The sequence below is a fragment of the Paenibacillus sp. JT31N11 genome (assembly GCF_056269285.1).
Genome location: NZ_JBWDNQ010000001.1, coordinates 590,521 through 602,634, shown reverse-complemented (window position 1 = coordinate 602,634; position 12,114 = coordinate 590,521). Strand labels below are relative to the sequence as shown.

11 protein-coding genes are annotated in these 12,114 nt (G+C 51.6%); 6 read left to right on the top strand and 5 right to left on the bottom strand.

All coding sequences use genetic code 11. The features are described 5' to 3' along the window. Positions 1 to 12: 12 nt before the first annotated feature. From AC0YNV_RS02775 to AC0YNV_RS02755, 5 genes are all read right to left on the bottom strand, one after another. A complete protein-coding gene (locus AC0YNV_RS02775) occupies positions 13 to 822 on the bottom strand; it encodes an SDR family NAD(P)-dependent oxidoreductase (RefSeq protein WP_475765634.1) in 810 nt (269 codons plus the stop codon). Continuing rightward, a complete protein-coding gene (locus AC0YNV_RS02770; protein ID WP_475765632.1) occupies positions 822 to 1,820 on the bottom strand; it encodes a sugar phosphate isomerase/epimerase family protein in 999 nt (332 codons plus the stop codon). Before AC0YNV_RS02770 ends, AC0YNV_RS02775 begins: the two co-directional genes overlap by 1 nt. A 31-nt stretch (positions 1,821 to 1,851) precedes the next feature. Then, positions 1,852 to 2,622: an SDR family NAD(P)-dependent oxidoreductase gene (locus tag AC0YNV_RS02765; RefSeq protein WP_475765630.1), complete on the bottom strand. Its 771-nt coding sequence runs from the start codon at positions 2,620 to 2,622 to the stop codon at positions 1,852 to 1,854. 96 nt (positions 2,623 to 2,718) lie between these two features. Next, positions 2,719 to 3,711 (bottom strand): zinc-dependent alcohol dehydrogenase, encoded by a 993-nt coding sequence (locus tag AC0YNV_RS02760; protein ID WP_475765629.1) that lies wholly within the window; start codon positions 3,709 to 3,711, stop codon positions 2,719 to 2,721. 60 nt (positions 3,712 to 3,771) lie between these two features. Beyond that, positions 3,772 to 4,932: a mandelate racemase/muconate lactonizing enzyme family protein gene (locus tag AC0YNV_RS02755; protein ID WP_475765627.1), complete on the bottom strand. Its 1,161-nt coding sequence runs from the start codon at positions 4,930 to 4,932 to the stop codon at positions 3,772 to 3,774. 262 nt (positions 4,933 to 5,194) lie between these two features. Here AC0YNV_RS02755 and AC0YNV_RS02750 point away from each other — a divergent pair, with 262 nt between their 5' ends. The 6 genes from AC0YNV_RS02750 (at position 5,195) to AC0YNV_RS02725 (ending at position 12,087) form a co-directional block, all read left to right on the top strand. Further along, entirely contained in the window at positions 5,195 to 5,998 is an 804-nt protein-coding gene (locus tag AC0YNV_RS02750) for an IclR family transcriptional regulator (protein WP_475765626.1), read from the top strand. A 426-nt stretch (positions 5,999 to 6,424) separates the two neighbouring features. Then, positions 6,425 to 7,201, top strand: a complete 777-nt coding sequence (locus tag AC0YNV_RS02745) for a helix-turn-helix transcriptional regulator (RefSeq protein ID WP_475765624.1) — start codon at positions 6,425 to 6,427, stop codon at positions 7,199 to 7,201. A 195-nt stretch (positions 7,202 to 7,396) separates the two neighbouring features. After that, entirely contained in the window at positions 7,397 to 8,341 is a 945-nt protein-coding gene (locus AC0YNV_RS02740) for a carbohydrate ABC transporter permease (RefSeq protein ID WP_475765622.1), read from the top strand. A 16-nt stretch (positions 8,342 to 8,357) separates the two neighbouring features. Next, positions 8,358 to 9,731: an ABC transporter substrate-binding protein gene (locus tag AC0YNV_RS02735; RefSeq protein WP_475765620.1), complete on the top strand. Its 1,374-nt coding sequence runs from the start codon at positions 8,358 to 8,360 to the stop codon at positions 9,729 to 9,731. Positions 9,732 to 9,797: 66 nt separating this feature from the next. Beyond that, the gene (locus AC0YNV_RS02730) at positions 9,798 to 10,658 is read left to right on the top strand and encodes a carbohydrate ABC transporter permease (protein ID WP_475765618.1); all 861 of its coding nucleotides are present in this window, start codon (positions 9,798 to 9,800) and stop codon (positions 10,656 to 10,658) included. A gap of 76 nt (positions 10,659 to 10,734) precedes the next feature. Next, positions 10,735 to 12,087, top strand: a complete 1,353-nt coding sequence (locus AC0YNV_RS02725) for a family 4 glycosyl hydrolase (RefSeq protein WP_475765616.1) — start codon at positions 10,735 to 10,737, stop codon at positions 12,085 to 12,087. Positions 12,088 to 12,114: the final 27 nt, after the last annotated feature.

Genomic DNA, 12,114 nt, shown 5'->3' with positions numbered 1-12,114 from the left:
TACCTGCCCTCCTCAAAACTCGTAGCTGCCATCCTTGGCGGCGAACTCATAGGCCGCTCTCGGGATTTGGGTCGCAAGCTTGCCTCCGCTGATATCGATCATCGTTCCGGTAATGTAACCTGCGTAGTCGGATGCGAGGAAGCAAATCAAATATGCGACATCCTCCTTTTTCCCCCAGTACCGCAGAGTTAATGTATCCAGAAGACGATCCTTGCGGTCCTGCGGCAAATCGGCAAAATGGTTCATGTCGGTCGGAATCATCCCCGGGGAGTAACAGTTCGCCGTGATGTTCCAGGGACCCAGCTCCCCTGCCAGCACGCGCGTGAATTGATGAACCGCCGATTTTGAAGCGGCGTAGGCAGCGCTTCCATAAGACGGGACGATGGCCGCGAAGGAAGCCGCGTTGATGATCCTCCCCGATCGCTGCCGCTTCATGACCGGAGCGACTGCTTTGCACATCAGGAAGGTGCCTTTCAGGTTAATGTCCATATTGAGATCCCAGGTTTCTATTTTCAGTGCATCTATGGGTCCCCCGCTTGCAACTCCCGCATTGTTGACGAGAATGTCGATACGCCCACGCTGCTTTATCACATCCTCGATCACTTCTTCAATGCGGGCATAATCCCGTACATCGCACTCGTACGGGTAGGCCTGGAATCCTTGTTCAGCGAGCTCCTTAGCAGCGTCCTCCACCAGGGACCTGTTCATATCCAGTAAAATGGTGATGACGCCCTCATTGGCGAGGGTACGTGCTATTTCCTTCCCAATCCCTCTTCCCGCACCGGTTATAACGGCCACATTGCCGCTCAAGTTGATATTCATTAAGAAGCCCCCTTCTTCGAAATATTCTGGTCCCGAATAAGCTGATGCATATAATCCAGACTTGCCTGCAGCTCCGCATTCTCGTAAGCGGCAATCGCTTCCGCCGGCTCGCCTTGCTCGTATGGTGTCCGCCATTCGTCTGGTGACGTCTCTGCATTTGTTTGAACATACCGGATCGTCCTGGCCAACTGATGTGCCGAGCGGGGCGGATATTCCGGCCAATAGTCGTCGGCGAGCACGCGTATATGCCGCGCTTCGAGAGCGCCGATCTCGATAGACATGGTAAGATCAGTTATCGATGATTTCCGGAATACATTCAGGAGCGCCGGAAAATCCAGCACGCCCTGCCCGATCGGGCACCGAACGAGCCTGTATCCTTCGCTGCTGAGGAAGCACCTATAGTCCTTCAAGTGCACATGCTTGATATAAGGCAGGATCTTCTCGACAAAATCAACCGGCACTTCGGCCGTAGCCAGCGGATTACCGGTGTCGAGCGTAATACCGAAATGGGGTGAAGCGATTCTTTCGCACAGCCAGATCAATTCTTCAGAGGCAAGGTCTTGATGGTTCTCGACGGCAAGCACGACCCCTTTCTCCTCGGCCATTCGCGTTGCCGCTTCAAGCCCACTCAATACGTTCTGGAGAAACGGCTTCCATTTGCCCGCCATTTCCCTTCTGTCGCCGCCAATTTTTGCTCCGCCGACTACGGTTCTAACCGTTGCCGCACCAAGCTTAACCGATAAATCGAATATTTCCGAAAGCTTGCTCGGATCATAGCCGCCGGATGCGATCACGATATACATATCACTCCTGCGCGCCCTCTTTGCAATCGCGGATAGATCGGCTCCTTCCAGAAGGTACGGCGGCAGCTCCACGCCCCGCAATCCGCAGTTCTCCGCCTGATCCAATAATTGGCCCGGCGTAAGGGGCGGTCTGCCGGAACGGGGGTGCAGCCCCATCGCATAAGTGGTGCCGAACATAGACAAACCAACTCGCATGCTGTTCACCTCTTCCTTCTTTATTGAAAACCTATTTTGCCGTCCAGCCTCCGTCCACAGTAAGCGCCGATCCGGTCATAAAGCTTGAGGCTTCGGAGGCCAGGAAAAGGGTCGGGCCCGCGATTTCCGAAGGCTTGCCCCAGCGGCCCATCGCAATATTGTCCAAAAACATGCGGTTCGCTTCCGGATTGTTTATGACTGCGGTATTGAGCTCCGTCGCAATCGGACCCGGGCATAACGCGTTCACCGTAACGTTATGGGCCGCGAGTTCGAGCGCCAGTACCTTGGTCAACTGAATAACGCCGCCTTTGCTTGAACAATAAGCGCTTCGTTCCGCCAGTCCTACGATGCCCAGCATAGATGCAATATTGATGATTCTGCCGTATTTCTGTTCTTTCATTTGTCTGGCCACCGCCCGGGAGCACAAGAACGGCGCCTTCAGATTCGTGCTTTGCACCAAATCCCAGCTTGCCTCGTCATACTCCTCGATCGGCTTTCGAATATTAATTCCCGCATTGTTAATCAGAATGTCGATCCGCCCGAAAGCATCCGTTGCAGATCGCACCATCGCTTCGACATCTTCTGCATTCGTTACATCGGCCGCAAGTCCGAGTGTCTCTTTGCCTGTTGCCTGTGCCAGATTCGCCGCCGCTTCTACCGCTTTCTCCTCCGTGCGGCTCGTTATGACGACGGCCGCCCCTGCTTCAGAGAGCGCCTGTGCCATCACAAGGCCCAATCCGCCAGTTCCTCCGGTGATCAGCGCAACCCTGCGGTCCAATTTGAATAGGTCTGAATAACCCAATTTATATTCCTCCATTCATAGCAGATTCCCGGTTTATGCGGGCGTGTACAGTCATTTTGGACCTCGCTCCGCCCTTTCCTTCTCCTTCCGTTAACATCAGCCGGGTGCAAGCAAAATTTTTGCCGTTTTGCCCGGGCCGTAAATCAGCTTGTCGAAGCAAACGCCTCCCTCCTCAAGCGGCGCCAGGCTGGTCCATGGGCTCAGCCGTACTTTTCCCTGGGCGATCCACTGCAGCGCATCCTTAAAATCGGCCTGGTTATAGGCGAAAGCGCCGTAAGTCCTGATTTCGTCACGGATCATCTCATTGACCGGCAGCTGGCTTTTGTCCTCGTGTAACCCTGTAAAGACTACACTGCCGCCGGGTTTAACCGCGCTTATGCATCCGTTCCGGGTAATCTGCAGACCGACCGCATCTACCGCAGCATCAAAGTCGTTGATCCCCCTTCTGGCATCTATTTGGGTCGCCGTTAAGGCGCCAAGCTCTCGCGCGATCTCCAGGCGCTCTTCATTGAGGTCAATGACCGTAATATCCTGCAAACCGAAGATTCGAGCGGCTTGCAGCGTAAGAAGCCCGATCGGACCTGCGCCCATGATCAGCAGCCTGTCGCTCGGATACAGCTTAATCAGATTGCAAATGTGGACCGCGCACGCAAACGGCTCGGTGTAGGCGCCTTCATCAAACGATACATGAGGCTCCAGCAAATGGACATTTCGCTCCGGCACGACGACGAACTCGGCAAACGCGCCCGGAAGGTGAGCGCCGAGCAGCTTTCGCTCCGTGCATAGCTGCGCGGCGCCCGCCGTGCATGAGAAGCACCTGCCGCATGTGACAAGCGGATTGGCGGTAATCCGGTCGCCCACATCGACAAGACTTACGCCGCTGCCAATTCGCTCAACTGTCCCGGAGAATTCATGACCCATAATAAGAGGGGGCTTGCGCAAGGAATTATGTCCCAAATAGCCGCTCAATTCGGATCCGCAGATACCTGCGCGCGCGACCCGTATAAGCACCTCGTCTTCACGCGGTTCGGGAACCGCCGCTTCGCGGACAGTCATCTGCTTCGGTCCCTCATATATCAGTGCTTTCATGCCGTACCTCCTAAAGCGTTTTCAAAGAAAACGCTGCTTCGTAAGCATTGCTTATTATCTTCATTGGCTTCTTTCATCCACCAGCGCTCTCTTCTCCCAGCCCTGCTTGAATAGCGGGAGATAATGACCGGGGTGGTACGGATGCTTCGCGATCTCTTCCAGGTTTAAATCAACGCCGAGACCGGGCAGCTCCGGAGGTTTGATATAACCTCGTTCAACCCTGCAAGCCGGCTCAAGGACGAATTCCTCCCAAGGCTCGTTAAACTCGTCAAAAATTTCATGAAGATAGAAGTTCGGCGTCGCCATATTCAAATGCGCGCATACGACGGAGCAGAGCGGCCCTTGCGCGCTGTGCGGCGCAATGACGCCGTTATGGGCGTGAACCATACCGCAAATTTGCTTGGATGCCGAGATCCCGAGAAACTGCGGTTCAAGCTGAATGATATGCACGGCGTCGTACTTGAGCAATTCTGCGAACTGCTCTCTGCAGTAGTAATCCTCTCCGCAGGCGATCGGCACCGGGCTTCTCCTGGCCACTTCCACCATGGAGGAGATGTTCTGCGGAGGCACGGGCGCTTCGAACCAGGTCGGGTTGAATGAGCGCATGGCTTCGGCGAACTGCAGTGCTGTATGGACGCTGAAGCGGTTATGGCCTTCGATCAGGATATCCGTATCCGGGCCGACTGCATCGCGGACAGCTTCGATGATGTCAAGAGCGAGGTTGAAATCCTTTTTCTCCACGGTTCTCCAGGCGCTGCCGAACGGATCGAATTTCAGCGCCGTGTAACCCCTTTCAACAACGACCTTGGCTTTTTCGTAAAAGTTGTCCGGGGTTCTCGGACCGCGGTACCAACCGTTCGCATAACAGCGCAGCTTATCGTGGCATTGACCGCCAAGCAGCTTGTAGAGGGGCTGGCCGGAGGCCTTGCCGATGATATCCCAGCAAGCGGTTTCAACCGCAGCCAGAGCCGATCCTTGAATTTGTCCTCCGTTCGAATAAACATCCCGCAGCATTTTCAAGGAGATTGTCTCCACATCGAAGGCACTTCTGCCGATGAACAGATGCTTCAGTTCATGTATGGCCGCCTCGACCGTCTTCGCAAAGCCATTCAGCGTTCCTTCGCCGATGCCGTACACGCCCTCTTTCGTATGCAGCTTGACGAAAAGCCAGTTCTTCCAGGGATTGCCCACGATAAACGTTTCCACATCGGAAATAATCACTCATGGTCACCTCATTTCATTTCTATATTAGAAACAATGTTTCTAATTTTATGGCTATAGTGTATGTGAAGATCGAATAGTCTGTCAATTGTTTTTGTGCAGATTGACTGAATCTCGTGCTGAGCTATAAAATAACTATATACTCTATTGTTTTCGAAGCTGCCGCAGCATCTCCGTTCTAACGTTGACTCTTCATGCTGTATTCTTGATAACACGACAACTAAATCGGAAATGAAATTTCGAATCAGGAAGGGGAAACATCATGACACGCCGAGTTCAGACAAAACCTTCAAAGGACAAAGTCGCTTCCTCTACGGTGCTCAAAGCGCTCCACGTGCTGCAGGCGTTAGCTGATTTATGCGATAACAATCCCCAAGGCGCTTCCGTCAGCAAAATTTCGCAGAAATCCGGGGAAAGCCCAAGCAGCGTTTGCAAGCATTTGGCCGCCTTTCAGCAGTACGGGCTCGTCGAGCAGGATCCGTACTCGGAGCTTTATCGGATCGGGATCTATGCGCTTCGTCTGTCCACCTCGGCCCTGAAATCGATGTCCATTCGCGACATTGTCTCCCCTTATCTTCGTAAAATCGCCGACCGGGTTGGCGAAACGATCCACCTAGTCGTTCGCGAGGGACTCCGGGTGGTGTACATCGATAAAGTCGAATCGTCCAAAACGATTCGCATGCACTCCGAAATCGGGCTGCGCAACCCGCTCTATTGCACGGGCGTTGGCAAAGCGATTCTCGCTTATTCGCCCATTTCGCTCGTCGATGCGGTCGTGACGGAAGGCCTCATTCCGTTTACCCCCCAGACCATCACCTCCCGGGGAGCTCTCCTTGAGGACTTGGAACAAATCCGGGCACGCGGCTATTCGATCGATAATTGCGAGCACGAAAGCGAGGTCCGCTGTGTTGCGGCTCCGATCTTAAACCACCTGAAGGAACCGATCGCTTCCTTCAGCGTCGCCTGTCCGAAGTGGCGCCTGCTTGATGAACGCGTTGACGAGATCGGAGACCTGATAAGAGAGATTTCTGCGGAGATTTCCGCACGTTTTGGTTATAACGGCTGATCGCTGCCCTGTCCTCGCTGCTCCTTTTGACCTAAACATATCGCTCCTGTCTCCACGAGCATTCGTATCACTATTTGTATAGTTCTCAGAACCTCATATTCGCGCCTGGTTTCATTATCAACTTTAGAAATCCCCACCCTTCATCCTTGGGCGGGGATTTTTTGCATTAAAAAGTGTATGGAGGGATGAATCGAAGCGGTCACAATCCGACATTTTTTGCTCCCTGCTGTAAAAGCCCAGTAACCCATCAGAGAGCCGCTGCTCGCATAGACAAAAATTCAATAAAGGTATAAAAAAGTAGGTAAGCCAATTGGTCAAATGGCTATTTGATGACAGAGGGGGGTTACGTCTTGCAATATCCGCCGCCTGACTAAAGGGTCCGCTGCCCAGGATTCCAGGAAATCTATTAGAAGAGGAGGTATTTTTATGAATAAATCATGTCTATACTCCGCACTCAAGACTCATATATCCGGGTGGGTGATGGGATTTCATGAGCATCCGCATTTTGAAATATCTGTCGTTGTATTTGGCTCCGGTACCTTCTTCATACACGATGATGACCAGGCATATCCGATTCATGAAGGCGATATCATTCTTATTCCGCCAAACGTCCCCCATAACTTTACTTCCTCCACTTCCATCCGTTTCGCCGTGCTGCAGATTCAGAATTTGCCCGCTGAACTGCAAGCCATCTTTTTTCGCATGACCCGAAACTCTTTTTTGTATTCCCTGAGCTATATCAAGCTGGAACGTTATGAAGCGTTATTTAACAACTGGATCAATTCGGTCGTGGTCGTGCAATCCTTGAACTGCAGCGAGCGGGTGATCAAACTATGGATCGAATTATTGCTGCTGTTCATTAACGATTCCATCGAGAACGTTCAAGACAAGGGCTCTTTGCAAAGCGCCGCGGATTATATCCACAATAATTATGATAAGGACATCCGTATTTCGGAGCTTGCGAAGATGGCGAATATGTCCGAGAATGGTTTTCGATCCGGGTTTAAAAAGAAGTTTGGCCAGTCCCCGAAACAATATCTCCAAGCATACCGCATGTCCCAAGCCAAGCTCCTGCTGGAGTCCTCCTCCAAATCGATTCAACAAATAGGCCAGCAAGTTGGGTTCCCCAGCATCCACGCCTTCTCTGCATGGTTTCAGAATATTGAAGGCAAGTCTCCTTCCACTTATCGCAAAGAAAAATAAGGGAATTTTGGAATGTTGTGTTTTTTATAAAAGGTTTATTTTTTTTTGTAAATACTTCAATTGGCGATATATATATAATCATTCCTGAGGCCTGTAAGCGCTTAAAACTCAACGTATCCGCGGAAAAGCTGAGAATGGTCACCACGTTTTGACCCGTTTCACCATACGTTTTTATCAAGCATGGGGGGTGTTTATTTGTCGGCTTCACCTGCACAGATTGGTCAGCCCGTTCCAAGTGAATCGTCAAGGAAAAAAATGACTAAAGTAACCAAGCGAAATGTCGTAAACGGAATGCTGTTCGTCTCGCCCTGGGTGATTGGATTCATTGCACTTACGATGGTTCCCTTTGTCTTGTCACTGTACTACAGCTTCACCACCTATGATGTGGTTGCGGCGCCCGACTGGACCGGAATTCAGAATTATGTTCAGCTGATGAAGGATCCGATATTCTGGACATCGATCTACAACACCTTATTTTATACGGTATTTTCGGTCCCGTTGAGCATTGTGATCGGGGTTGCACTCGCGCTCCTGCTCAACTTGAAGATCAGGGGAATGGCATTCTATCGTACCATCTTCTATCTTCCGAGCATCGTTCCGCTGGTAGCTTCCTCGATTCTATGGCTCTGGCTGTTCGATCCCCAGTTCGGATTGATCAACAGCATGCTTGAAGCCATAGGCATTCGAGGGCCGGGGTGGCTTGTTGATCCGGCTTGGTCCAAGCCAGCGCTTATCGTGATGGGCCTGTGGGGAATCGGCGGTGCCATGATCATTTATCTGGCTGGTCTTCAGGATATACCACAGGAAATGTATGAATCGGCGGAGCTGGACGGAGCCGTGTGGTGGCACAAAATTGTGTATATCACCCTGCCGATGCTGACTCCCGTCATTTTCTTCAATCTCATCATGGGCCTGATCGGATCTTTTCAATATTTTACGCAGGCGTATATTGTGACGTCGGGCGGTCCCAACGATTCAACCCTGTTCTATTCTCTCTACCTCTACAATAATGCATTCTCCTACTTTCATATGGGATATGCATCGGCCATGGCGTGGATTCTGTTCCTGCTGATCATGGCCGCAACATTGATCGTCTTCAAAAGTTCAGCCCGCTGGGTGTTCTATGGCGGCGACAAATAAATTTGGAGGTGTGTATATGAAAGTCCGAATCAGAACCTGGGTATTGCCGCTGTTTGCCGTCTTGCTTGCAATTAGCGTTGTCGCATGCTCCTCTTCTTCTACTCCCGCCGGCACAAGTGAAACCGACGATGCTTCAGTCAATGAGGAGCCTGCTAATACTTCGGCGGACGGTAAAGTCGTAGAAGTAACGTATTGGCATATGTGGACGAGTGATTGGAAAAAGCTGATCGACAGCCTCGTGGCGGAGTTTAACGAAACCCACCCCAATATCAAAGTCAATGCACTGTCGATTACCGGCGATGCGAATGCCAAATTCCTGACCGCGCAGGCGGGCGGGGATCCGCCGGATGTCATGACGCAATGGAATCAGATTATCCCTTCCTGGGCGGAGAAGGGCGCGATCATGTCCCTCAAGGATTACATCGACGGCTCGGCTCCCGATCTGGGGGATTGGATGTATCCCATCGTCCGGGAGATCGGTACCTATAATGGCGAAATGTATGCCGTTCCCTTCTCCATGAACACCTTTGCCATGTTGTATAACAAGGATGTGCTGGAAGCAGAGGGCTTCGATCCGGAGAAGCCGCCGTTAACTATCCAAGAGCTGGATGCGATGCAGGATAAACTGTGGAAGACGGATGATCGCGGCTTCATTCAGCGGGTAGGATTCATGCCGAGCTGGCTGACGCAGTGGACCGCGCCATTTGGCGGAAGCTGGGCGGATGCCGAAGGAAATCCAACTGCGACCGATCCGAACAACCTGGCTACGCTGGAATGGTTTCAATCCTATGCGGAGAAATTCGATCCTACCAAGGTGGCCGCTTTTAATAAAAGCAATACCTCCAACGTGAATGCTGCATGGCCATTCCTCAGCGGCAAGCAGGTTTTCGCCGTCGACGGAATGTGGAGGCTGGTCGATCTTCAGAAATATGCGCCTGACCTGAACTATGGGGTCACACCGCTCCCTTATCCAGTCGAGAACGGGAAGCCAAACGCAACCTGGGTCAACGGCAACTACAATATCATTCCTGCAAAAGCCAAACATCCCAAGGAAGCGTGGGAATTCATCCTGTGGCTGACCGGTTATCATAACGAAGAATGGGCAGCATCCATGCTGAGCAAGGGCGGATGGATTCCCGCGTCGCCGAAGATCACCGAGCAGCAGCCGTATCAGGATTATCTGAATGAGATTCCGGCAAGACGGTCGTTTGTCGATTTGCTCAGCAGTGAGAATGCGGTCATAACGCCGTTAATTCCGGACCAGCAGTACTATTGGGACCGCGCGGTCAAAGCTGAAGAGGATGTCATGACCGGGAAGAAGGACCCCAAGAAGGCGCTTGAAGATCTGCAAAAGGAAATTGAAAATGAAATTTCCAAAAATACAAAATAACTGATAACGGGTGGAAGGAAGGACACACGTCTCTTCCTTCCCTTCACCAGGAAAGGGGAGAACCGGATGGCTGCGATCAGTAATCGGACGTCAACCCGAAAAAAACAGGAAATGCTCAGACAAGGAATAGGTCACATCATTCTCATACTGCTTGGCTTATCCTTTCTGTTTCCTTTCATATGGATGCTTTCAACAGCCCTTAAACCCGAAGCACAGATATTCAAATGGCCCCCCGAGTGGATTCCCGAACCGTTCATATGGTCGAACTTCCCGGAAGCGCTGACCTTTGTTCCATTCGGCTCTTATGTCAAGAACACGCTGATCATATGCTTCTGGTGTGTGGTGGGTACGTGCCTGTCCTCCGCTCTGGTGGCATATGGCTTCTCCAGAATACAATGGCCGGGACGGAATCTTCTGTTCATCATCATGCTGAGCACAATGATGCTTCCTTACCAGGTCACCATGATTCCTTTATTCGTTCTGTTCAAGCAGATCGGATGGGTCGGAACCTTCAACCCGCTGATTATCCCCTCTTTTTTCGGGGGAGCGTTCTTTATCTTCCTGCTTCGCCAGTTCTTCCTCACCATACCGCATGAGCTGACGGAAGCGGCGAAGATCGACGGCTGCTCGGAGTTCCGCATCTTCTGGCAGGTGATCCTCCCGCTCGCAAGACCTGCCCTTGCCACAGTTGCATTATTCACATTCATGAACACCTGGAATGATTTTCTCGGTCCGCTCATTTATTTGAATGACGATTCCATGTACACCGTCTCGCTTGGTCTGCAGCAGTTCATCGGTCAATATGGAACGCGGTGGGGCATGCTTATGGCTGCTTCCACGGTTGCTGCCCTTCCTATTATCATTCTGTTCTTCTTTGCACAGAAGACCTTCATCCAGGGCGTATCGACTACGGGAATCAAGGGATAAGCGATTGATGTGAATCATAGCTTGTATAGAGATATAAAAGACCTGCTCACATTCGCAAGCGAAAGGAAGGGTTAGTATGAAAATCGTTATTATCGGAGCCGGCAGCGGCTTCGGCAGCAGACTGAGCATTGACATCATGTCCAGAGAGTCTCTAAGGGAGGCTACTATTTGTTTGTGTGACCTGCACGAGGAGCGCCTGAAGAAAGTTACCGCTTATATTCAGAACACGATTGATAAGTATAACTTGCCCACTAAGCTTGAGAGCAGCACAGATCGGACCAAGCTGCTGCCCGGCGCTGATTTTGTCATCACCTCTGTTTCAGTTGGCGGCGGAGCTTATTATGGCTTCCCCTATAACATAGAGGTAGAGATACCCCGCAAATATGGCATTGAACAAACGGTTGCCGATACCTATTCAGTAGGTGCAGCATTCCGTCTGATGCGTACCGCCCCTGTTCAGCTGCAAATTTGCCGCGAGATGGAGCAGTACTGCCCTGATGCCTACCTGCTTAACCATACCAACCCGATGGCAGGGCTTACGATGCTGCATTCCACGGCCAGCAGCATTAAGAATGTGGGTATCTGCCACGGCGTGCAGCATACGAGCAGCGTAATCACCAAATTCATCGGCTTGAAGGATGAGGATGTCACTTACAAGGTCGCCGGGATTAACCATCTTGCCTGGTTCCTGGAGTATCAGCGAACTGACACCGGTGAGGATCTGTACCCTATGCTGCGCGACATGCTGGATAATCCTCAAACGGATGAGCAGAGGGATTTCCTGAAAAAGGAAGCCGTACGTGTCGATATCCTGCGCAAGTTCGGTTACTTCCCGACAGAGAGCAACCATCATGATTCCGAGTATTTGCCATATTTCCGCCGCAATGCGGATCTGATGAATCAGTACTTCCTCAAGCCCAGAGATCCTGTCCGCGATTCACTTGGCGAAAAAGCCCGCGAGTGGCTCAAGGATAGCATGGATAGCGAGCACCAGCTGTCCGGCGATTTACGTAGGTCCAATGAGTACACCTCGGGCATTATGGAGGGTATCGTAACCGATCGCCCTTTCCGCTTCATTGGCAATGTGATGAACAAGGGCCTGATTACCAACCTGCCCGGCAAGCTGTGTGTTGAGGTTCCATGCTTTGCGGACAGACATGGCATCAACGCGTCCGTTGTTGGCGACCTGCCCACCCATCTGGCTGGTTTCAATCATGCTAACGGTACTTGCGTGCAGTTGACCGTTGAGTCCATTCTCGAGAAAGATAAGGAGAAGGCCTTCTATGCGTTCGCTCTGGATCCCAATGCCGCTTCCATTCTGTCCCTGGATAATATCCGCAAGATGTTCGAGGAAATGTGGGAGGCTGAAGGCGACCTGCTCGAGTGGTACTGGAAGGATAGCATCACCGAACGTTACGCCTTGAACTGATAAAAACAAAAGGGCTATCCAATATGA